Source organism: Paraoerskovia sediminicola, assembly GCF_030296575.1.
Lineage (GTDB): Bacteria > Actinomycetota > Actinomycetes > Actinomycetales > Cellulomonadaceae > Paraoerskovia > Paraoerskovia sediminicola.
This window is the reverse complement of the sequence record NZ_AP027729.1, coordinates 811,812-832,585: the sequence shown is the minus strand read 5'-3', so window position 1 is coordinate 832,585 and position 20,774 is coordinate 811,812. Positions and strand designations below refer to the sequence as shown.

General features: G+C 74.7%; 20 protein-coding genes. 15 read left to right on the top strand and 5 right to left on the bottom strand.

What is annotated here, in order from left to right:
* Positions 1-84 precede the first annotated feature (84 nt).
* From QUE47_RS03910 to QUE47_RS03900, 3 genes are read left to right on the top strand one after another with little or no spacing between them, the layout of a single operon-like run.
* Entirely contained in the window at positions 85-1,431 is a 1,347-nt protein-coding gene (locus tag QUE47_RS03910; RefSeq protein ID WP_286218650.1) for an FAD-binding oxidoreductase, read from the top strand.
* Positions 1,431-2,228 carry a creatininase family protein gene (locus tag QUE47_RS03905; protein ID WP_286218649.1) on the top strand — a complete coding sequence of 266 codons (798 nt, stop codon included), beginning with the start codon at positions 1,431-1,433 and terminating at the stop codon, positions 2,226-2,228. The genes QUE47_RS03910 and QUE47_RS03905 overlap by 1 nt, the downstream gene beginning before the upstream one ends.
* Positions 2,225-3,619, top strand: coding sequence for an amidohydrolase family protein (locus tag QUE47_RS03900; protein ID WP_286218648.1), 1,395 nt, complete (start codon positions 2,225-2,227; stop codon positions 3,617-3,619). Before QUE47_RS03905 ends, QUE47_RS03900 begins: the two co-directional genes overlap by 4 nt.
* Here the strand turns inward: QUE47_RS03900 and QUE47_RS03895 are convergent.
* Positions 3,588-4,196: a helix-turn-helix domain-containing protein gene (locus tag QUE47_RS03895; protein WP_286218647.1), complete on the bottom strand. Its 609-nt coding sequence runs from the start codon at positions 4,194-4,196 to the stop codon at positions 3,588-3,590. The two genes, QUE47_RS03900 and QUE47_RS03895, sit on opposite strands and share 32 nt — an antisense overlap.
* Before the next feature lie 185 nt (positions 4,197-4,381).
* Here QUE47_RS03895 and QUE47_RS03890 point away from each other — a divergent pair, with 185 nt between their 5' ends.
* Genes QUE47_RS03890 through QUE47_RS03870 form a run of 5 tightly spaced genes read left to right on the top strand, consistent with a single transcriptional unit; the run spans position 4,382 to position 8,878 of the window.
* Positions 4,382-4,819, top strand: a complete 438-nt coding sequence (locus QUE47_RS03890; RefSeq protein WP_286218646.1) for a flavin reductase family protein — start codon at positions 4,382-4,384, stop codon at positions 4,817-4,819.
* Positions 4,820-4,830: 11 nt separating this feature from the next.
* Positions 4,831-6,342 (top strand): FAD-binding oxidoreductase, encoded by a 1,512-nt coding sequence (locus tag QUE47_RS03885; protein ID WP_286218645.1) that lies wholly within the window; start codon positions 4,831-4,833, stop codon positions 6,340-6,342.
* Between the two features lie 9 nt (positions 6,343-6,351).
* On the top strand, positions 6,352-7,755 hold the full coding sequence (locus tag QUE47_RS03880; RefSeq protein ID WP_286218644.1) for an MFS transporter: 1,404 nt from the start codon (positions 6,352-6,354) through the stop codon (positions 7,753-7,755).
* Positions 7,756-7,780: 25 nt separating this feature from the next.
* Complete coding sequence (locus QUE47_RS03875; RefSeq protein WP_286218643.1) at positions 7,781-7,909, top strand: hypothetical protein; 129 nt, start codon at positions 7,781-7,783, stop codon at positions 7,907-7,909.
* A gap of 45 nt (positions 7,910-7,954) precedes the next feature.
* The gene (locus tag QUE47_RS03870) at positions 7,955-8,878 is read left to right on the top strand and encodes a hypothetical protein (protein ID WP_286218642.1); all 924 of its coding nucleotides are present in this window, start codon (positions 7,955-7,957) and stop codon (positions 8,876-8,878) included.
* Positions 8,879-9,101: 223 nt separating this feature from the next.
* On the opposite strand, the gene acs is transcribed toward QUE47_RS03870, so the two are convergent.
* On the bottom strand, positions 9,102-11,162 hold the full coding sequence (gene acs / locus QUE47_RS03865; protein WP_286218641.1) for an acetate--CoA ligase: 2,061 nt from the start codon (positions 11,160-11,162) through the stop codon (positions 9,102-9,104).
* A 185-nt stretch (positions 11,163-11,347) separates the two neighbouring features.
* On the bottom strand, positions 11,348-12,175 hold the full coding sequence (locus tag QUE47_RS03860) for an HAD family hydrolase (RefSeq protein WP_286218640.1): 828 nt from the start codon (positions 12,173-12,175) through the stop codon (positions 11,348-11,350).
* 491 nt (positions 12,176-12,666) lie between these two features.
* On the opposite strand from QUE47_RS03860, the gene QUE47_RS03855 reads away from it, so the two are divergent.
* The 7 genes from QUE47_RS03855 to QUE47_RS03825 all read left to right on the top strand — a co-directional run bounded on the left by QUE47_RS03855 (position 12,667) and on the right by QUE47_RS03825 (position 17,227).
* Entirely contained in the window at positions 12,667-12,966 is a 300-nt protein-coding gene (locus QUE47_RS03855) for a hypothetical protein (RefSeq protein WP_286218639.1), read from the top strand.
* A 175-nt stretch (positions 12,967-13,141) separates the two neighbouring features.
* A complete protein-coding gene (locus QUE47_RS03850) occupies positions 13,142-14,374 on the top strand; it encodes a TadA family conjugal transfer-associated ATPase (protein ID WP_434019724.1) in 1,233 nt (410 codons plus the stop codon).
* Between the two features lie 161 nt (positions 14,375-14,535).
* Positions 14,536-15,108 (top strand): type II secretion system F family protein, encoded by a 573-nt coding sequence (locus QUE47_RS03845; RefSeq protein ID WP_286218638.1) that lies wholly within the window; start codon positions 14,536-14,538, stop codon positions 15,106-15,108.
* Positions 15,105-15,710 (top strand): type II secretion system F family protein, encoded by a 606-nt coding sequence (locus QUE47_RS03840; protein ID WP_286218637.1) that lies wholly within the window; start codon positions 15,105-15,107, stop codon positions 15,708-15,710. The genes QUE47_RS03845 and QUE47_RS03840 overlap by 4 nt, the downstream gene beginning before the upstream one ends.
* A gap of 165 nt (positions 15,711-15,875) precedes the next feature.
* Entirely contained in the window at positions 15,876-16,310 is a 435-nt protein-coding gene (locus QUE47_RS03835; protein ID WP_286218636.1) for a DUF4244 domain-containing protein, read from the top strand.
* Between the two features lie 174 nt (positions 16,311-16,484).
* Complete coding sequence (locus QUE47_RS03830) at positions 16,485-16,751, top strand: TadE family type IV pilus minor pilin (RefSeq protein WP_286218635.1); 267 nt, start codon at positions 16,485-16,487, stop codon at positions 16,749-16,751.
* Positions 16,752-16,918: 167 nt separating this feature from the next.
* Positions 16,919-17,227: an Rv3654c family TadE-like protein gene (locus QUE47_RS03825; RefSeq protein ID WP_286219379.1), complete on the top strand. Its 309-nt coding sequence runs from the start codon at positions 16,919-16,921 to the stop codon at positions 17,225-17,227.
* Here the strand turns inward: QUE47_RS03825 and QUE47_RS03820 are convergent, their stop codons facing one another.
* Positions 17,228-19,990 (bottom strand): DEAD/DEAH box helicase, encoded by a 2,763-nt coding sequence (locus QUE47_RS03820; protein ID WP_286218634.1) that lies wholly within the window; start codon positions 19,988-19,990, stop codon positions 17,228-17,230. It lies immediately after the preceding gene.
* Positions 19,987-20,673, bottom strand: coding sequence for a molybdenum cofactor guanylyltransferase (gene mobA / locus QUE47_RS03815; protein WP_286218633.1), 687 nt, complete (start codon positions 20,671-20,673; stop codon positions 19,987-19,989). Before mobA ends, QUE47_RS03820 begins: the two co-directional genes overlap by 4 nt.
* Positions 20,674-20,774 lie beyond the last annotated feature (101 nt).

Genomic DNA, 20,774 nt, shown 5'->3' with positions numbered 1-20,774 from the left:
GGCCCGGCGCACCTCGGACGGTGCGCCGGGCCACCACCCGCACGACGAGAACGAAGCCAGCCGGACCACCCGTCGGAGGACGACATGAGCACGATCGCTGAGAGAACCCGCACCGCCACGGCACAGATCGTCGACGAGCTCGGCGCCGAGCTGGTCTCCACCGACCCCGAGCTCGTGCTCAAGATGTCCTCGGACTGGTCCCGCATGTCCCCGGTGCTCCAGGAGAAGGTGCCGGCCGGGCGGTACCTGGCGGACGCCGTCGTCAGGCCCCGGACGAACGCGGAGGTCGCCGCGGTCCTCGCGGCGGCCTACGCCCACGACGTGCCGGTGACGCCCCGAGGCTCCGGCACCGGGAACTACGGTCAGGCGACACCGTTCGACGGTGGCATCGTGCTCGACCTGCGCGCGCTCGACACGATCGTCGTGAACGACGACGGGAGCATCACCGCGGGCGCCGGGGCGAAGATCTCGGTGATCGACACGGTCGCCCGCGAGGCGGGCCGGGACATCTGGATCTACCCGTCGACCAAGGGCACGACGATCGGCGGCTTCGTCGGCGGCGGGAGCGCCGGCACGGGAACGATCCAACGGGGGACGACGACGGACGGGTACGTCCGTGCGGTGACCGTCGCCCCCATGGACGGGACCGGGTCGACCTTCACCGTCCGCGGGGACGACGTCACCCCGTACGTCCACGCCTACGGCGTGACCGGCGTCGTCGTCGAGGTCGAGATCGAGACCGACCCCGCACGCGACTGGACCGCGGTCTACGCGTCCTTCGGCTCGTGGGCTGCGATGACGGAGGTCCACCGTTCCTTGCTCGACCTGCCCGTGCTGCCCCGGCTCGCCTCGGGCGACGAGCCGGCGCTCGTCCCCTCGCTGCCCGCGCCGGTCGACCTCGACCCGACGCAGCACAGCCTGCGGGTCATCGCCGAGTCGTCGACCGTGCCGCAGATCCTCGAGCGGGTCCGGGCCGCCGGAGGCTCCGTCGTCGCCACCCTCGACGACTACGAGCAGTGCGACAAGGTCTCGTCGATGTCGTACAACCACCCCGTCTTCTTCCTCCAGAAGGCGCACCCCGACCGCACCTGGTTCCACATGGAGACCGGGGGCCGGGCCCACTGGGAGGCGCCGGACGACGTCCGCGCCGCGTACGACGGCGAGGTCCACCTGCACCTGGAGCTCATGGGCACCGCGCCGCTCGCCATGGTGGTCGCGCCGTACATCGACGAGGAGCACGTGCTCGACGGGATCCCGCGGCTCGAAGCGACCGGGCTCGGCGTCCACTCGCCGCACCAGTGGTTCGTGGACCGCAACGTCGAGCTCGCCCGCGCCACCGCCCGCACGACCGACCCCAAGGGCCTGCTCAACCCGGGCAAGCTCGTCGCCGACGCGCCTGCCGACACGCGCGTGAATATCGGAGTCCGATGATGACCCAGACACCCGCGCGCCCGCGCGCGCCCCGCTTCATGGACATGACCTTCCGGGAGATCGAGGCGCTGCCGAAGGACACGGTCGCCGTGCTCCCGCTCGGCGCCATTGAGCAGCACGGCCCGCACCTGCCGGTCTCGACCGACTACGTGACCTCCACGGAGACCGCCGAGGCGGCGGTCGCGTCGGTCGCCTCGGCAGGTGTGGCGTCCGTGGTGCTCCTCGAAGGGCTCGCGTACACGAAGTCGGACGAGCACGCCTGGTCGCCCGGCACCATCTGGCTGTCGTGGGACACGCTCATGCGCGTGCTCGTCGACATCGGCCGCTCGTTGCAGACGTCGGGCATCACGCGGCTGCTCTTCGTCAACGGACACGGCGGGAACTCCGCGCTGGGACAGGTCGCCAACCGCGAGCTGCGACGGCGGTTCGGTCTCCAGACCTTCTTCTCGCACCTGTCGGTCCCCACCGACCAGGGCGGGACGACGTCCGGCGACGGCGAGCACGGTCTCGGGGTGCACGGCGGTCACTCGGAGACCTCGTTCATGCTGCACCTGCGACCGGAGCTCGTGCACATGGAGCTCGCCGAACGGCGGGTGCCCGAGAACCTGCTCGCGTACGAGCACATCGGCTTCGGCAAGCCCGTCTCGTTCGGCTGGCTCTCGGACGACTTCGGGCCCGACGGCCACGTCGGTGACCCGACGACCGCCACCGCCGACATCGGCAAGGTGCAGTTCGAGGCTGCCGTCGACCAGCTCGCGCGCGTCATCGTCGAGGCCTCGACGTTCACCCCGCGATGACGGACGGCGCGCGCTCCCTGGTCGTGCGTGGAGCATCGACCGTCGTCGTCGACCGGACGCACGAGGTACCCGGCGACGTGCGCGTGGTCGGAGGCAGGGTCGCGTCGGTGGGGCAGGCGGCCGCGGCGAGCGCAGCCCGCCCGGCGGGGACGGACACCGGCCCGGGGCGCTACGCCGCGGCATCCGGCCCCACGGAGGAGCTCGACGCGACCGGCTGCATCGTGACCGCAGGCCTCGTGAACGCGCACGCGCACCTGCTCCAGTCGGCGTTCCGCACCCTGCCGGGGACCAGGGGTGTCCCGATGGCGCAGTGGCTGCCGACCATGGCCGCCGCCTACGACCGCGTCGGGGTGACCCCGACGACGCTCGACGCCGCAGCCCGGGTCGGGGTCGCAGAAGGCCTGCTCTGCGGCGTGACCACCATCGCCGACCATCACCTCACCTGGCCCGCGGGCATGGCGCCCGAGGAGACGGTGGGGCTCGCGCTCGCGACGGCCGGGGCCGCTGCCGCGATCGGCGGACGGCTCGTGCTGGTGCGCGGCTCGGCCCGCGACGACCCCGCGACCGCCGCGCGCAGCGCCGACCTCGTCGCGACCGCGCTGGTCGGCGGGGAGCCGGGCGGGGTCGCTGCCGACGGCGGGCTCCAGGTCGCGGTCGGACCTGCCGGCGTGCACAGCGACGGCGAGCAGACGTTCCGGCTCATGGGCGAGGTGGCGGCCGCCCGCGGGCTTCGCCGCCGGACCCAGGCGAACGAGCAGGTCGACGTCGCGATCGCTCTCGAGCGCTACGGGAAGCGTCCGATCGACCTCCTCGAGGCGTGGGGCTGGCTGGCTCCGGACGTCACGCTCGCGCACCTGTGCGCGGTGACCCCCGACGAGATCGACCGGCTCGCGGAGGCCGGCGTGTCGGCCACCCACGCACCCGGCTGCGACCTGCCGATGGGGTGGGGTGTCGCGCCCGTTGCAGCGCTCACCGACGCGGGGATCACCGTCGGCCTCGGTACGAGCGGCGGGGGCAGCAACGACGGCGGGCACCTGCTGGCCGACGCCCGGCTCGCGATGCAGGTGGCGCCGCTCGTCGGGCGCTCCCTCGAGGCGCGAGAGGTGCTCGCCGCGGCGACCGAGGGCTCCGCGGCGGGGCTCGGCCGCGACGACCTGGGGCACCTGCGCGCCGGGGCTCGCGCCGACCTGTGCGTGTGGGACGTCGGTGGGGTCGCGGACGCTGGCGTCGCGGACCCGGTAGCGGGCCTGCTCTGGGCGTCGCCGGGACGCAGACCGCGGCACGTGGTCGTGGGTGGCCGCGTCGTCGTGCGGGACGGCGAGCTCGTCGAGCACGACGAGCGGGAGGTCGCGGCGGCGCTCAGGGAGCGTCTCGCGGGCTCCGCTCCTTGACGACGAGCACCCGGTACGGTTCGCCGTCCGCGCTCGCCCAGCGGTGCCCGACGCCCCCGGCGTAGAACGTCGAGTCGCCGGGGGCGAGCACCTCGACCGCACCGTCCAGGTCGATCACGACGTTCCCGAGGACGACGTAGGCGAACTCGCCCTCGTCGTGCGCCCAGTACTCGCCGAGGTCCGTCGACGACCCGGAGAACTCGAGCGGGACGAAGGTGTAACTGGCCCCGTGCGCGAGGGCGCGCACCCCGCCGTCGCCCACGGAGGCGGGGGAGTCCTCGGTCCGTCGCACGATGGTGTGCGCTCCGCCGGACGCCGGTGCGTCGCCCGCGAGGAGCTCGTGCTGGGTGGTGCCGAGCGCCTGGGCGACGCGGAACAGCGACGACATGCTCAGTCTGGCCAGTCCGCGCTCGACCTGGCTGATGAAGGAGTGGGACAGGCCGGTCTCGGCTGCGAGCTCGACGAGCGTCGTCCCCTGAGCCCTGCGGAGGTCCCGGATCCTCGCGCCGAGCGAGACGACGGTCGAGTCGAGGCTCGCCCCTGCCCGTGGCGGCGCCGTGGCCCGAGGAGTGTTCATGTCAGCACAATCTATGCCCCCGACGAGCGCTGCGGGCAGGTGTAACAGGATTCCGACACGGCGTTCACGGGAGGGAAACACCAGGGGGTGATGATGGACAAATGTTGATGACATCAACATCGCTCCCAGGGGTTCTCACCGGGTTCCGGGACGCGATGGCAGGACTGGCCAGTGGCGTGTGCGTCGTGACGACGAGGGGCGAGTCCGGTCCCGTCGGGCTCACGACCACCGCCGTGATGAGCGTGAGCATGGACCCGCCCCTGATCGGCGTCGCCGTGGGCCGGACCAGCCGGTCGCTCCCGGCGCTGCTCGATGCGTCGGCGTTCGCGGTCCAGGTGCTCCGGCACGACCGCGCGGAGACGGCAGGAGTCTTCGCGTCGAGGTCGACCGACAAGTTCGCCGGGCTCGACGTCGACGAGACCGAGCGGGGCACCCCGGTGCTCACGGGCGACGCCCGCTACGTCGTGGAGTGCGAGCACTGGGACACCGTCGAGGCGGGCGACCACATCCTGCTGATCGGCCAGGTCGTCGGCGTCACCTCGGGTCGCCGGCACGAGCCGCGCGGCCTCGTCTACTTCGAGCGGGGCTTCCACCAGGTGGGGATGCCCACGGAGATCCCGTGACGGTGGCCGGGATGCCCGTCTCCCTGGCGGCCACGCCGGTACCGGTCGGCCTCGACGTCCTGCGCCGGCCCGACAGCTCTCGTCCGGGGGACGTCGCGGTGGACGGCCCGGAGGGCGTCTACGAGCGCCGGCGACGTGCGCTGTCGGCATCCGGGGTCGTGCCCGCGACGAGGCCCTGGGCCCTCGTCCGTGTCCGCACGCCCGCCGACGTCGCCGAGGCGCTCGGGTGGGCGCGACGCTGCGGGCGCCCCGTCAGCGTCCGCAGCGGCGGCCACAGCCTGTCGTTCACCGCGTTCCGCGAGGGAGCCGTCGTCCTCGATCTCTCCGGGCTCGACTCGATCGAGGTCGACCGCGGCACGCGGACCGCGCGGGTCGGCGCCGGGGTGACCTCGCTGGCGCTCGCGCAGGCGCTGCACACCGAGGGTCTCGCGTTCCCCGTCGGGCACAAGGCGACCGTCGGACTCGGGGGATTCCTGCTCGCTGGGGGCAACGGCTGGAACCAGGGCGTGTGGGGCAGCGCCGCCGAGAGCATCCGCGCGGCGGACGTCGTGCTCCCGGGCGGGCCTGCCGGCTCCGCGGTGGCAGGCCCGGGCACCCACCGGATCGACCGCACGACAGACCCGGAGGCGTTCGCAGCGCTGCGCGGCGCGGGCCCCGGGTTCCCCGGGGTCGTCACCGCGTTCGAGCTGCACCTGCGGCCGAGACCTGCGGTCGTGCGCTCCGTCGCGGTCTTCGACGGGCGTGACGTCGCCGAGGCCTGCGCCTGGGCCGACCGCCTCCGCGAGTCCGTCCCGCCGGAGATCGAGCTCACGGTCTACCTCGCCCCGCGTGGCGGGCAGCACGCGCACCTCACCGACGGCTCCACGGTCACCGTGTCGGCGACGGCGTTCTGCGCGAGCCCGGCCGCGGCAGAGACCCTCGCGCGGCAGGTGCTCCGTGGAGCACCCGAGTCTGCGCTGCGCATCGACCGCGCCCCGACCGACATCCCGTCGATGCTCGACGCCCAGACCCTCCCGCCCGGGCTCGGGATGGCCGCGCAGCAGGCCTGGACGGACACCTCCTACTCCACGGTCGTCCCCCCGTTGCTCGCCACGGTCGGGGCGGCACCGTCCGCGCACAACTCGGTCCTCGTGAGCTCGGCGTCGTACCGGCGGGCGGAGCCGCCCGCCCGCGACATGGCGTACCTCCCGCTCGGGACGATCACCGTCGCTGCGTACGCGGCATGGGCGCCGGGCCAGGACGACGAGGCCAACCGTGCCTGGCCGGGACAGGTGCTGGACGCCGTCCGACCCTGGTGGGCCGGTCACTACGTGGGAGAGCTCGACCTGCGGCGGACGCCGGAGCTCCTCCCCTCGTGCTTCCGGCCCGGGGTGCTCGACTCGATCGCCGCGGTCCGGGCGAGGCTCGACCCGGACGGCCTCGTCGCGGGTCCGCTCGAGACCCGGGCCGATCGGTCCGTCGCGGGATCCGCCGGGCAGCCCCTCGGGGTCACGGAGGGCCCGCCTCACCCGCAGGCGTCCTAGGCTCCGGGTGTGGATGCGACGACGAACGAAGGCCTGCCCGGCGAGCGGGCCGTGGTCCGGGTGCAGCGGCGGACCGTCGTCGTCCTCGCCGTCTCCCAGGTGCTGGGCGGCATCGGTGTGGCCACCGGGATCTCGGTCAGCCCGCTGATCGCGGCGCAGCTCTCGGGGTCGGACGTCGTCGCCGGGCTCGCGCAGACCTCCTCCGTCGTGGGCGCGGCGCTGGCCGCGCTGCCGCTCGCACGGCTGGCCTCCGCGCGCGGTCGGCGTCCGTCCGTGGCCGCGGGCTACGCCACCGCCGCGGCCGGAGCCGTCCTGGCGGTGCTCTCCACCTCGGTGGGGAGCTGGCCGCTGCTGCTCGTGTCCATGCTGCTCTTCGGCGCCGGGAGCGCAACGGCCCTGGCCTCTCGCTTCGCCGCGACGGACCTGGCGACGCCGGCCCGCCGGGCGACCGACCTGTCGATCGTCATCTGGGCCACGACGATCGGGTCCGTGCTGGGGCCGAACGTCGCGCCCGTCATGAACGACCTCGGCCGCCGGCTCGGCATGGCGACCGCGGGCGGCGGCTCGTCCGGGACCGCGCCGACGGCCTTCCCGTACGTCTTCGCCGCCGGAGCGTTCGTCGCCGCCGGGCTCGTCGTGGCGGTGGCCCTGCGGCCGGACCCGCTCCAGGTGCTGCGGGCGGGCGCTCCGGGCACGGGGGCCGGTCCGGCTGCCCCCGCCGGTGCGGCTGCGGGCGACACCGGGGTGACAGGACTGCCGGGGGTCGCTGCGCCGTCCGACACCGCTGCTCCCCAGGGCCCCACGCTCCGGGACGAGCTGCGCGAGGGGTGGGCCGCGGTGCGGGCGTCCCCGACGGCGCAGGTCGCGCTGGGAGGCATCGTGCTCGGGCACACGGTGATGGTCGGGCTCATGTCGATGACCCCCGTCCACATGGGCCACGGGGGCGCGAGCCTGCAGGTGATCGGGATCGTCATCAGCGCGCACATCGCGGGCATGTACGCCCTCAGCCCTGTGATCGGGTGGCTCGCCGACCGCTGGGGTCACGCCCAGGTCCTCGTCCTGGGGCCGGTCCTGCTGCTCGTCTCGGCGGTCACCGTGGCGGGCGCCCCGAGCGACGACTCCGTGCGTCTCACCGTCGGGCTCGTGCTCCTCGGGCTCGGCTGGTCGTGCGGCATGATCGCCGGGTCGGCGCTCCTCGTGGACGCCACCACCGGGTCGCGGACCGCCGTGCAAGGGCTCTCGGACCTGCTGATGAACGCCGGCGGTGCCGTCGGCGGCGTCCTCGCGGGAGTCGTGATCGCCGTGACGTCGTACTCCGGTCTGGCCTGGGGGGCGTCGGCCCTCGTCGCGGTCTACCTGGTGCTGCTCCTGCGCGGGCTCGCCCGGCGGTCGCGGCGCGGCGTCCCCGCGTGACCGCCCGACACGGCACAATGGCGCGATGCCGATGTCCTCGTCGAGCACGTCCGACGAGAAGCTCGGCCCGGCCTGGTGCCTCGGTACGTCGTCCTCGACGCCGCCGAGTTCGTCGCGACGCAAGGACTTGTCATGGGTGACGCAGAAGATGTGACCGAGATCCCGGTCGTCGGCAGGTCCCTCGGGCGGGGGCGGCGGCATGATCCTCGGACTCGTCGCGGCCGTCGCCGCCGCGATCGGCTACGGCGTCAGCACCGTCATGCAGGCGGTGGCGGCGCAACGGGCCTCCGGGCTCGGGGTGGTCAAGCAGCCGCTGCTCATCGCCGCGTTCGCGCTCGACATCGTCGCCTGGGCGGTGTCGCTGCTGGCGCTCGACCACCTGCCGCTGTTCGTCGTGCAGTCGATCCTCGCGAGCGCGCTCGTCGTCACCGTGATCCTGGCGCGGTTCGTGCTCAAGGCGCACCTGCGCAGGCTCGACACGATCGCGGTCGTCACCGTCGTGCTCGCGCTCGTGATGCTCGGCGCCGCCGGTGGCGAGCAGCCGGCCGTCGAGCCGCCCGACGGGTTCGCGACGCTCATGCTCGTTGCGTCGGGCGTCGTCGTGGTCCTGCTGCTGGTCCTCTACCGGTCCGGGCCGCCCGTGGCGCTCGCCGTCGTCGGCGGCCTCGGGTACTCGGGGGCTGCCCTCGGAGCCCGTGCCGCGCACTCGTCGGGCGGGATCGTCGACACGATCATGCAGCCGCTCGCGATCGTCATCGTGGTGATGGGCGTCGCCGGCGCCCTGGGGTACCTGCGCTCGCTCGAGAAGGGCGCGATCGGGACGATGGCGGCCGTGCTCGCGGTGGTCGAGGTCGTCGTGCCCGGGGTGATCGGGCTCGTCGTGCTGGGGGACGTCGTCCGGCCCGGCTGGGAGATCCAGACCGGCATCGCGGTGTTCCTGGCGATCGCGGGCTGCATCGTGCTCGCTGCGAGCCCCGCGAACGCCGCGGCCGAGGCGCCGGAGACTGCGGGGGCTGCAGGTGCTGCCGGGGCTGCCGGTGCTCCGGGGGCGGCTGGTGCTCCGGGGGCTGCCGGGGCGCCGGACGCGCCGGAGGCTCCCGACGCCTCGCAGTCGCCGCGCTGACCTGACCGGCCGCCGGCTCGGGGGCTCGGGGGCTCCGACCCTGGGCGCCGACACTGTGACGCCGAGCCCGGAGCATCGATCTCGGGACACCGACTCTGTGACGTCGAACCGGCGATCCCACCGGCCGAACCGGCGGTTGTGTGTGATCCCGAGGCCGTGATCGCACACAACCGCCGGTTCGGCGGGCTGGACTGGTCGGCGGGCTGGACTGCAGACCTGGACGTCAGCCCTCGGCGGCCGCCGGCTTCGCCAGGCCGCTCTGGATCAGCTCCATGACCGACGAGTCCGCGAGCGTCGTCGCGTCCCCGACCGTGCGGTTCTCGGCGACGTCGCGCAGCAGCCGGCGCATGATCTTGCCCGAGCGCGTCTTGGGCAGCTCGGCCACCACGAGGATCTTCTTGGGCTTGGCGATCGGGCCGATCTGCTGGGCCACGTGGTCGCGCAGCTCCTTCTCGATCTCGGCAGAGCCCTCGTCGGTCTCGGCGCGCGAGGCGTGCTCGCCGCGCAGGATCACGAAGGCGACCACGGCCTGTCCCGTCATCTCGTCGGCGGCCCCCACGACGGCCGCCTCGGCGACGAGCTCGTTGGACACGAGCGCCGACTCGATCTCGGTCGTCGACAGCCGGTGTCCGGAGATGTTCATGACGTCGTCCACGCGGCCCAGGAGCCAGACGTCGCCGTCCTCGTCCTTCTTGGCGCCGTCGCCCGCGAAGTAGATGCCGGGGAAGCGGGACCAGTACGTGTCCTTGAAGCGCTGGAGGTCGCCCCAGATGCCGCGCAGCATCGACGGCCACGGCTCGGACAGCACCAGGTACCCGCCGCCACCGTCGGGGACGGGGCGAGCCTCGTCGTCCACCACGTCGGCGACGATCCCGGGCAGCGGCACCTGGGCGGAGCCGGGCTTGGCCGCGGTCACGCCGGGCAGCGGGGAGATCATCATCGCGCCGGTCTCGGTCTGCCACCAGGTGTCGACGATCGGCGCGGTGTCGCCACCGATGACCCGGCGGTACCACATCCAGGCCTCGGGGTTGATGGGCTCGCCCACCGACCCGAGCACGCGCAGCGACGACAGGTCGAACTTCTCCGGGATCTCGGCGCCCCACTTCATGCAGGCGCGGATCGCGGTCGGTGCCGTGTAGAAGATCGAGACGCCGTACTTCTCGACGATCTCCCACCAGCGGCCCTGGTGCGGGGTGTCGGGGGTGCCCTCGTAGATCACCTGGGTGGCGCCGTTCACGAGCGGACCGTAGGTGACGTAGGTGTGGCCGGTGACCCAGCCGATGTCGGCCGTGCACCAGTAGACGTCGCTGTCGGCCTTGAGGTCGAAGACGTACTTGTGCGTGTACGCGGCCTGGGTCAGGTAGCCGCCGGTGGTGTGCAGGATCCCCTTGGGCTTCCCCGTGGTCCCCGACGTGTAGAGGATGAACAGCGGGTGCTCGGCGTCGACCCAGACGGGCGTGTGCTGGACGTCCGCCGCCTCGACGGCGTCGTGCCACCAGACGTCGCGGTGCTCGGTCCACTCGACGTCCTGCCCGGTGCGACGGACGACGAGGACGTGCTCGACCGTCGTCGGCTCCGCACCCTCCTTCTCCGCGACCGCGGCGTCGACCGCGGGCTTCAGGGCGGAGGCGGACCCGCGGCGGTACCCGCCGTCGGCCGTGATGACGAGCTTCGCGCCGGCGTCCGAGATCCGGCTGCGCAGCGCGTCGGCCGAGAACCCGCCGAACACGACGGAGTGGGTCGCCCCGATGCGGGCGCACGCCAGCATCGCGACGACGGACTCGACGATCATCGGGAGGTAGATGACGACGCGGTCGCCGGTCTCGATACCGAGGGCCGACAGGGCGTTGGCCGCCCGCGAGACCTCGCGCTGGAGGTCGGCGTACGTCACGGTGCGGGTGTCGCCGGGCTCGCCCTCGAAGTGGAGCGCGACGCGGTCGCCGTGGCCCGCCTCGACGTGTCGGTCGACCGCGTTGTAGGCGGCGTTGAGCCGCCCGTCGCCGAACCAGCGGGCGACGGGCGCCCCGGACCAGTCGAGCACCTCGGTGAACGGCTTCTGCCAGGACACCAGCTCCGTCGCCTGCGTCGCCCAGAACGCCAGGCGGTCCTCGCGCGCCGCGTCGTACATGTCGGCCTTGGCGTTCGCGTGGGCCGCGAAACCGCTGCTCGGCGGGAAGGTCCGCGTCTCGTGGAGGAGGTTCTCGAGCCCGGGCTCGCCGCCCTGGGTGCTCGGGTCGTCCGTCGCGCGGGCTCCGGCAGCGGTGGTCGGCTCGTCGTGGGGCACGTGGGTCCTCCGGTCGCATCGGCTCTGGTGCAGGGTCCTGCTGGTGTCGGACGGCGTCCCGCGGCGGGGCGCGGTGTCGTCCGGTCGGTCGTGGCGAAGGCCTCGACGTCGGCGAGTCTAGACCTCGCACCGTGACCCGCATCACCCCGACCACAGTTTGGACGCGGTGCTGACAAATCAGCGACCTACTGCGCGGCCCTGCGCGCGACGGCGCGATACGCGACGACGCCGGCCGCGACGGCGAGGCCCGCACCCAGGACGAGGGCCGCCGTCGGCCACCGCCCACCGCGCAGCTGGACCGGCCGGGCGAAGGTCAGGACGCCCCAGCCCTGCTCCGCTGCGATCCGGCGCAGGCCGCGGTCCGGGTTGACGACGAACGCGTTGCCGACGGCCTCGAGCATCGGCGCGTCCGTGACCGAGTCGGAGTACGCGTAGGAGGAGGCGAGCGAGTACCCGTGCTCCTGGGCGAGCTCGCGGACGCCCGCCGCCTTGTTCTCGCCGTACGCGTAGAACTCGATCTCGCCCGTGTACCGGCCGTCGGCGACCTTCATCCGGGTCGCGATCGCGTGGTCGGCGCCCAGCACCGCGGCGATCGGCTCCACGAGCTCCGCCCCGGACGCCGAGACGACCACCACGTCGTGCCCGAGGTGGTGGTGGTGCTCGATGAGCTCGACGGCCTCGGAGTAGACGACCGGGTCGATGTGCTCGTGGATCGTCTCGGCGACGATCTGCGAGACCGTGGCGACGTCCCAGCCCGAGACGAGGGACGAGAGGTGGACCCGCATCCGCTCGGTCTGGGCCGCGTCCGCGCTGCCGAGCATGAAGATGAAGTGGGTGTAGGCGCTGCGCAGGACGTCACGCCGGGTGATGAGCCCGCCCGCGAAGAAGGGGCGGGAGAAGGCTGCGGCAGAGGACGTCGCGATGATCGTCTTGTCGAGATCGAAGAACGCAGCGACTCGCCGAGGCCCCTCGGTGGGGCTCGGGCTCGAGGGACGGTTCGCCGTGTCGCTCACGGACCGAGCCTATCGACCGGTGGAGTGCGGGGCCGCCGGGCCCACCGGCCGGCCCGCTCGTCCGTCCCCAGCGTGCGGGCCACGGAGGACGTCCCCAGCGCTGCCGTCGGGGGACACGCACCGGTGCACCAGGCCGCGAGGGTGGGTCGCATGGGTTCTGGGACGACGGTCGGACGGACGGGCTCCGAGGCGCAGGGGAGCCGCCACGGCCCGGGAGGACCCGTCGGACGGGCCGGGCAGGCTCGGCAGGTCGTGGTCCGCGGGGCCTGCGGCGGCGCCGGGGCCAGCACGGTCGCCGCCGTGCTCGCCGACGCGGGGCGCCGTTCCTGGGGCCCGACCGTGCTCGTGGACCTGGGTCCGGGCGGCGGGCTCGACGTGCTGCTCGGGATCGAGGCCGAGCCGGGTGCCCGCTGGCCCGACCTCGCAGACGTCCGGGGGCCATCGACGGTCGAGAGATCGTCGAGGCGCTCCCGACGTGGCGGGGTCTGCCGGTGCTCAGCGCCGACCGGTTGCGGCCGGGTCCGGAGCGCGTCGTCGCGGACGTGCTGCGGGCCCTGCGCGGGGTCGCGGTCGTCGTCGTGGACGCACCCCCGCACTGCTCGGGCCGTCGTGCAGCGCCCGACGACCCGGAGGTGACCGAGAGCGTCGACGTCCTCGTGGTGCCGCTCGAGCTCCGCGGCGTCGCCGGCGCGGTCGCCGCACTGCAGCACGCACCGAGCGCGGGGCCAGCGGCGCCCTCGTCGTCGCGCGGTCCGTCTCTCGCTCGGGGATCGGGGACGGCGACCTGGTGAGGTCGCTCGGCGTCGACCCGTGCGTCGTGCTCGCCGACGACCGCGCGTTGCGCGCCGCGGTGGACCGGGGCGCCGGCCCGGTGCTGCGTCGCCGGTCGGCGACCGGCCGGGCGGTGTCGGTCCTCGTTGACGGGGTCTCGCGGTCTGTCGGGCGGCCGGTCGGTGGGACCGCGCGGTGAGGTACGACGAAGAGAATCCCGGGTGGGCGCCGTCGGCGGGTGCTTCGGTGGGGACGGTGCCGGTGCGTGCGCCCGCGCCGGTCGCTGGGGACACCGCCGACGACGCGCTCCTGCGAGACGTCCGGCGCCGCATGGCCGGTGGGGGCGCGTCCGAGGTGCGCTCAGCGCTCGCCGGCGCGGGACGGCTGCTCGGCAGCGAGGCCCTCGACGAGCTCTCTCGACGTGCGCGAGCGGAGCTGTTCGGTGCCGGGCCCTTGCAGGCGCTCCTCGAGACCCCCGGTGTCACCGACGTGCTGGTCAACGGACCTTCCGACGTCTGGATCGACCGTGGTCGCGGGATCGAGCGCACGCAGGTGGACCTCGGTACCCCGGCGGCGGTCCGAGCCCTCGCGGTCCGTCTCGCGGCCGCCGGTCGCGCGCGGCTCGACGACGCCTCTCCTGTCGTCGACGCCCGGCTGCCGGACGGGACGCGCCTGCACGCGATCGTCTCGCCGGTCTGCGCCGAGGGCGCGGTCATCTCCCTCCGCGTCCTGCGCCGACGCGCCCTCACCCTCGACCAGCTCGTGTCGAGCGGCACCGTGCCCGTCGAATGGGCCGGGCTCGTCCAGGGACTCGTCGCCGGTCGCGCGAACCTCATCGTCTCCGGCGGGACCGGTACCGGGAAGACCACGCTCCTCGCAGCCCTCCTGTCGCTGGTGCCGCGCGACGAGCGGATCGTCTGCGTGGAGGAGGCGCGCGAGCTCGTGCCCGACCATCCGCACGTGGTCCCGCTCACCGCGCGCAGGGCGAACGTCGAGGGTGCCGGAGCCGTCGACCTGCCCGTGCTGGTCCGGGCATCGCTGCGGATGCGGCCCGACCGCATCGTGCTGGGCGAGTGTCGCGGCGCCGAGGTGCGGGACGTCCTCATGGCCATGAACACGGGACACGACGGGAGCAGCGCGACGCTGCACGCGAACGCCGCGTCCCAGGTGGTGCCGCGGCTGGAGGCCCTCGGCAGCCTCGCCGGGATGACGCGCGAGGCGGTCTGGGCGCAGACCGCGGGCGCCCTCGACGTCGTGCTGCACCTGCGACGTCGTGCCGGCCGCCGCTGGATCTCGGAGGTCGGCGTGACCGCGCGGTCGCCGGACGGGGCGGCGGCCGTCGTGGCCGTGGCGACCTGGGACGGTGAGGGAGGAGTGGTCGGGTCCGAGGGCTGGTCCGCACTGTCGGAGCGGTGGGCGCCACGGTGACGGGCTGGGCCGCCGTCGGGCCGATCGTCGTCGCGGTGGTCCTCGCGGCCCCGGTAGCGCTGCGGGCACTGCGTCCTAGCGGGCGGCGAGCGCGAGGTCTCGGCCCGCCGGGGAGCGGTCGACGAGGTGGCCGGGGTGCGCCGGCGCGTTGGTCCGTGCGCATGTCGGACGCCGGTGGTCGGGCGGGGCTCCGCGGCCGGTGGCGGCGCGCTGGTGCGGCGTCGGCGGGGAGACCCGCGGCGGACCTCGCCGGGGTCGGCGCTCACCTGCGTGCCGGCCGTTCGGTCCGTGAGTCCTGGGAGCTCGGCGCGGGCGTCCGGTGCTCGGCGGACGGCGTCCCGGACGTTCCGGAGCTCTGCGCCGTCTGGGTCGGGGTCGAGTCCCGGCGCCACGTCGCCCCGGTTGTCGCGGCGTCGCGGGTCGCGGGCGACGTCGGTGCTCCGGTCGCGGAGGTGCTCGAGGCCGTCGCCCGCTCGCTCGCCGCCGGGGACGAGGCGCGGGGGGACCGCGACGCGGCCCTCGCCGGTCCGCTGACGACCGTGCGCCTCCTGGTGTGTCTCCCCGTCGTGGGCATCGGGCTCGGCGCGCTGCTCGGCGCGGATCCCGTCGGTGTGCTCCTCGACGGCGGGGTGGGGTCGCTCGCGCTCGGTGGCGGTGTGCTCTGCACCGTCACAGGCGCCGGCTGGGCGCGACGCCTGGTGCGCAGCGCCCGCGAGGCAGGGGCGGAGCCGTGACGGGATCGCCCGCGACCTGGGACCTTGCCGCGCTGTGGACCGTGGGCGCTCTGGTGGTCCTGGCCGCTGCGCCCTGGACCTCGGGCTCCGGGGCTGCCCGCCGCCGGATCAAGCGCATCCTCAGGGCGTCGCCGGTCGACCGCTCCGCGGTCCCGGAAGGCGCCGACGGTCCGATCGCGCTCGGCGTGCTCATCGAGCTGCTCGGTGCGGCCGTCCGTGCGGGAGCGAGCCTGCCGCGCGCGCTCGATACGGTCGGGACGGCGATCGGTGCGCAGGACGGTGCCGCGCTGCGGCGCGCAGGGTCCGCGCTCGTGCTCGGTGCGTCCTGGGGCGAGGCCTGGGACGGAAGCCCAGCGAGGCTGGGCGTCATCTCGGACGCGCTGAGGGCGACCTGGGAGTCAGGAGTGTCGCCCGGTGGGGCGCTGCGCACCGCGGGCGACGAGCTGACCCGCGGGGCGTGTGCGCGGGTGAAGGAGGCGTCGGCGCGGCTGGGTGTCCGACTGGTCCTGCCCCTCGGCGTCTGCTTCCTGCCGGCGTTCGTCCTCGTCGGGATCGTCCCCGTCCTCATGTCGCTCGGCGCGGGACTGCTCGATGCCGGGTAGCCCAGTTCCGGGTCCAGAGTGGCCTTGCTCTTGGGCGGTTGCTCTCGTCCACAGCCCGCGTTGGTGGTGCTCGATCCACCTGCCGCCTGGAGACCGCGGTGCGCGAGCCCGCGGACGGCAACTCTCGTTCTCAGGCCCGCAGGGTGCGGGCCGGGAGGGAAAGTCATGGGGATCACCACCACGGAGGCGCAGACGGGCCGAGCAGACCGAGGGGGCAGAGCGTGCCGACCGGGTCGCCCGCCGTCGGCGCGCAAAGGGCCGTTCTCCGGTTCGGTTGCCCGACCGCTTGACGGGTCAGCCTCGCGTCCGGCCGGCCGGCCGGTCACGCGGCCGCTGGCCCGGTCGGTCACGCGGCAGTCCATCCCGCCGGCCGCCGGGCCGGTCACGCGCCCGGTCGCTGGGTCAGCCCTGGCAGTCCGGCCCGCGCGACGGATCGACCGAGTCCGCGCGACCGGTGACGCCGGGCTCGCGACCGCGGAGTACGCCGTCGCGACGGTCGCTGCCGTGGGGTTCGCGGGGCTCCTCATCGCGGTCCTCAAGAGCGGCACGGTGTCCGAGCTGCTCATGGGGATCGTTCGCGGCGCGCTCTCGGTCGGCTGAGCGGTGGGCGCGACGGCTCGGGCGAGGGTTCGATTGCGATTGCGGGCGCGGGCGCGGGCTCGGGCTCGGGTTCGGGTTCGGGAACTGGCACTGCGTGGGCGCCGCAGGCCGCGTGACGAGGGTGCGGCGACCGCGGAGCTCGCCGTCGCGCTCCCGGCGGTGATCGTCGTCCTCGTGGCTCTGCTCGCCCTCTCCGCGGCGTCGACGGCCGAGATGCGGGCGGCGGACGCCGCGAGGGCGGGGGCTCGGGCGGTCGCGCTCGGCGAGGACCCGGAGGTGGTTCGCGAGGTCGTCTCCCGGGTGGCGGGCGCCGGAGCCGGCCTGTCGACGTCGGAGGACGGTGAGTGGGTGACCGTCTCCGTCACCGTCCCGGTCGTGAGCGCGCTGCCGTTCGGGCCGCTCGAGGCAGAGGCCGACGCGGTCGCCCGGACCGAGCCGTGAGCCCTCGTGCCCGCCCGCCTGCCCGCCCGTCTGCTCGCTCCCGGCGACGTCTCGTGCGCCTCCGGGAGGGCCGTCCCGGACGGCCCGGTCGGTGCCTTCGGCCCTCGGGGCCGCGTTCCCGAGCCCTGCGCGGGGAGCGCGGCTCCGGGACGGTGCTCGTGCTGGCGATGGTGGCCGTGCTGGTGGTGCTCGGGTCGGCGACCGCGGTTCTCGGGTCGGTGCAGGCGGCGAGGGGCGCAGCCCGGTCCGCCGCCGATCTCGGCGCGATCGCCGGCGCCCAGGCCGTCCGGGCGGGTGGTCCGGGCTGCGCGGTCGCGGCGGAGGCCGTCCGGCGCAACGGCGCGGACCTCGTCGCGTGCGAGCTGGAAGGTGGCGGGATCGTCGGCGTCCGGGCGGCCCGCGCCCCGCAGCTTGCCGCAGGCGTGCTCGGGAGCGCGCAGGCGACGGCGAGGGCGGGCCCGCGGCCCGTGTCGTGATCAGCCCGGGGCGTGGGCCAGGACGGCGTCGAGCAGCCGCACGGCCGCCGCCTTGTCGAGAGGGCTGTTGAAGTTGCCGCACTTGGGGGACTGCACGCAGCCGGGGCAGCCGTCGGTGCACGGGCAACCGGCGATCGCGTCCCGGGTGGCGCGCAGCCAGGTCTCGCCGAGCTCGTACCCCCGCTCGGCGAAACCGGCTCCGCCGGGCGTCGCGTCGTAGACGAAGACCGTGGCCTGTTCGGTGTCGACGTGCATCGCGGTCGACACGCCGCCGAGGTCCCAGCGGTCACAGGTCGCCAGCAGAGGGAGGAGCCCGATGGACGCGTGCTCGGCGGCGTGCAGGGCGCCGGGCGCCGTCGCGGTGTCGATCCCGGCGCTCTCGAGGAGCTCGTCCGTGACGGTCCACCAGACCGCGACGGTCGACAGCGTGCGCACGGGGAGGTCGAGCGGTTCGGTCCCGAGGACCGCCATGTCGGGCAGCCGGCGCCGCTGGAACCCGACCACCTGCGAGGCGACGTCGACCCGGCCCACGCCCCAGGTGACCGGCCCCCAGCGCCGGGTCGTCGGCCGGTCGACGCCGTCGGGGTGGTCCGCGGGCCGGGGTGCGTCGGTCTCGTCGGGGTGGTCCGCAGGCCCGGGTGCGTCGGTTGAGTCGGGTCCCGCCGCGAGGTCCGGGTCCCCGGACCGGTCGATCTCTGCGGGCACGGCCGGTGCGGCCGGTGCGTCGGCGTCGTCGATGTTGCCGACGTCTGCGGAGTCGTCCGCGGCGCCGACGATCGAGATGTCGGTGACGTCCCTGGACCAGGTCCCGTGATCGACGACCCGGCGGACCGCCAGGGCGATCCCGTCCGTGAGGTCGAGTTCGGTGACGACGTAGCTGGTGCCCTGGTGGACGTACACGGCACCGGGGTGCACCTGGCCGTCGGCCGACGACGCGTCGACGGTCCCGAGCAGTCGTCCGGTGCCGACCTCCGCGACCCGGACCGGCGCGCCGCCTGCGCCCCGCAGGTCGGTGAGGTGCGACGCGCTGCCTCCGTGGGTCCAGTACCACCCGGAGCTCCGGCGACGCAGGGCTCCGCGGGCGACGAGCACGTCGAGGACGGAGCGCACGTCCGCGGGCCTGCCGAACGCCGGCAGGTCGTCCGTCCGCACGGGGAGCTCGGACGCCGCGGCGCACAGGTGCGGTGCGAGCACGTACGGGTTGGCGGGGTCGAACACCGTCGCCTCGAGCGGAGCGTCGAAGACCCGCTCCGGGTGGTGCACCAGGTAGGTGTCCAGCGGGTCCTCGCGGGCCACGAACACGACGAGCCCGTCGGCTCCGGCACGCCCGGCCCGTCCGGCCTGCTGCCGCAGCGACACGAGCGTCCCCGGCCACCCGGCGACCAATACCGCGTCGAGCCCGGAGATGTCGACGCCGAGCTCCAGCGCGTTCGTGGTCGCGAGGCCCGTGATCCTGCCGTCGCGCACAGCCTCCTCGAGCTCGCGCCGCTCCTCCGGCAGGTAGCCCCCGCGGTACGCCGCGACCCGGTCCGCGAGCCGGGGCGTGACGGCGCCGAGCAGATCGCGCGTCGTCGACGCGACGGACTCGGCGCCGCGCCGCGACCGCGTGAACGCGAGGGTGCGAGCGCCGTGGGCGACCAGGTCGGCGAGGAGGTCGGCGGTCTCGGCGGTGGCCGTCCGTCGGGGATGCTCGAGGTGGTCCGCCGCGACCTGCGGTTCGTCATCGTCGGCCCCCGCGGCGCCGTCGGCCCCGGCGGTGTCTCCCGAGCCCGGCCCCGACCCCGGCCCCGGCGCGCCGCCCGCCCCGGAGTACCGCGGCTGCTCGGGCGGCTCCCACAGGGCGAACGTCCGCGCCCCGGCGGGCGAGGCGTCGTCCGACACCACGACGACCTGGTCCGCAGCGACCCCGACCAATCGCCCTGCGGTCGTCGCCGGCTCCGCGGTCGTCGCGGACGCGACGACGAACGTCGGACGCCGTCCCGGACGCGACGCGAGCGGGGAGCCCTTCGCGGGTGCCCGCCTCGGTGCGTGGTGCACGGCGAGCCGGGTCAGGCGGCGCAGCACCTGGGCGACGTGCGCTCCGAAGACGCCGCGGTAGGCGTGCCCCTCGTCGACGACGACGTAGCGCAGCGAGCGCAGGAACCTCGTCCACCGCTGGTGCTGAGGCAGCAGGGAGTAGTGGAGGAAGTCGGGGTTGGTGAGCACGACGTCGGCGTGGTCGCGGATCCAGCGTCGCTCCTCGACCGGGGTGTCGCCGTCGCACGTCGCGACGCGCAGGTCACGTGCTCCGGCGGCGTCCAGGAGCCGGTGCAGCCCGGCGAGCTGGTCGGCGGCGAGGGCCTTGGTCGGGCACATGTAGAGCACGGCGCCCCGGCCGGCGGTGGACTCGATGCGCCCGGCGTCGAGCACGGTGGCGGCGGTGTCCGCGCGCACCGACGAGAGCGCCGGGAGCCAGAACGCGAGGGACTTGCCCGAGCCGGTCGAGGTCGCGAGGGCGACGTCGTGCCCCGCCCACGCGGCCTCGGCAGCGACCTGCTGGTGCGTCCACGGGGCCGTGACCCCGAGTTTCCGGTAGCCCGCCACCAGCGACGGATCGGCCCAGGCCGGCCACGCGCCGGGCGTGCCCTCCCGGGCCGGGAACGTTCTCGCGTGGGTGAGCCGGTCGCGGCGGCGCCCGCCTGCGAGGAGCACGTCGAGGAGCGGGTGCGTGAGCCCTGGCGAGGAGGCGTCGCTCGCGGACGCGTCGGTCCCGACGGGTGTCATCGGTCGGGACCGGCCCAGCGGGCCAGGTCGGCCGGGGTGTCGATGTCGTCGGTGACGCCCTCGCTGTCGTCGATGCGGTCGAGATCGAGCTGCCCCACGACCGCGCGGAACGGCAGACCGTGCAGGCTGCCGGTCGGTGTCCGGGCGTGATCGAGGGTGGTGCGCAGCGCTGCCGTGCGGTAGAGCCCGACGAGCCACTGGTCCCGTCCCTCGCGGGCGAGCACCGCGCCGTCCGCTCGACCCGTACCCGGCGAGCCCTCGGGAGCTTCCGCGCCAGCCGCTGCCCACCGAAGGAGGTGGGGCACGGCCTCGTCGGCGCGGGGGACGTCGCACGCCAGGACGAGCAGCCATGGGGGCGTACCTTCACGATCCAGAGCGCGTACCGCCGCTCCGAGCCCTGCCGCCGGGCCGCCGAACGGCGGGTCCTCGCGGACGACCTCCACGCCAGGGCGCGCGACGTCGGGCGGCCCGACGACCACGACCCGGTCGGCCCCGGCCGTCGCGCGCAGGACGTGGTCCAGGAGCGTCGAACCGTCGACGACGAGCCCGGGCTTCGGGGTCCCGAGGCGCGCGGCGCGGCCACCGGCGAGGACCACGGCGTCGTAGCGCGGCGGCTCGCCCGACGCGCCGCCCGACGAGCGCGCCGGCACTCGGGCCGGCTCTCGGCAGGACTCCTGGTTCACCCGGTCACCGTAGTGGGCACTCCTGACATCGCCCGCCCCGCAGACGCTTGTGAACATTTTCACAGAACATGTCCGCGAGATGTCTTCTGTCAGATTATTCA

Bases quoted from the DNA above. Each gene is read 5' to 3' on its own strand.
- QUE47_RS03820 (WP_286218634.1), bottom strand. From the start codon at position 19,990: ATGACACCCGTCGGGACCGACGCGTCCGCGAGCGACGCCTCCTCGCCA.
- QUE47_RS03900 (WP_286218648.1), top strand. From the start codon at position 2,225: ATGACGGACGGCGCGCGCTCCCTGGTCGTGCGTGGAGCATCGACCGTC.
- QUE47_RS03825 (WP_286219379.1), top strand. From the start codon at position 16,919: ATGGTGGCCGTGCTGGTGGTGCTCGGGTCGGCGACCGCGGTTCTCGGG.
- QUE47_RS03885 (WP_286218645.1), top strand. From the start codon at position 4,831: ATGCCCGTCTCCCTGGCGGCCACGCCGGTACCGGTCGGCCTCGACGTC.
- QUE47_RS03910 (WP_286218650.1), top strand. From the start codon at position 85: ATGAGCACGATCGCTGAGAGAACCCGCACCGCCACGGCACAGATCGTC.
- QUE47_RS03870 (WP_286218642.1), top strand. From the start codon at position 7,955: ATGATCCTCGGACTCGTCGCGGCCGTCGCCGCCGCGATCGGCTACGGC.
- QUE47_RS03835 (WP_286218636.1), top strand. From the start codon at position 15,876: ATGGGGATCACCACCACGGAGGCGCAGACGGGCCGAGCAGACCGAGGG.
- QUE47_RS03905 (WP_286218649.1), top strand. From the start codon at position 1,431: ATGACCCAGACACCCGCGCGCCCGCGCGCGCCCCGCTTCATGGACATG.
- QUE47_RS03875 (WP_286218643.1), top strand. From the start codon at position 7,781: ATGCCGATGTCCTCGTCGAGCACGTCCGACGAGAAGCTCGGCCCGGCC.
- QUE47_RS03895 (WP_286218647.1), bottom strand. From the start codon at position 4,196: ATGAACACTCCTCGGGCCACGGCGCCGCCACGGGCAGGGGCGAGCCTC.
- QUE47_RS03845 (WP_286218638.1), top strand. From the start codon at position 14,536: ATGTCGGACGCCGGTGGTCGGGCGGGGCTCCGCGGCCGGTGGCGGCGC.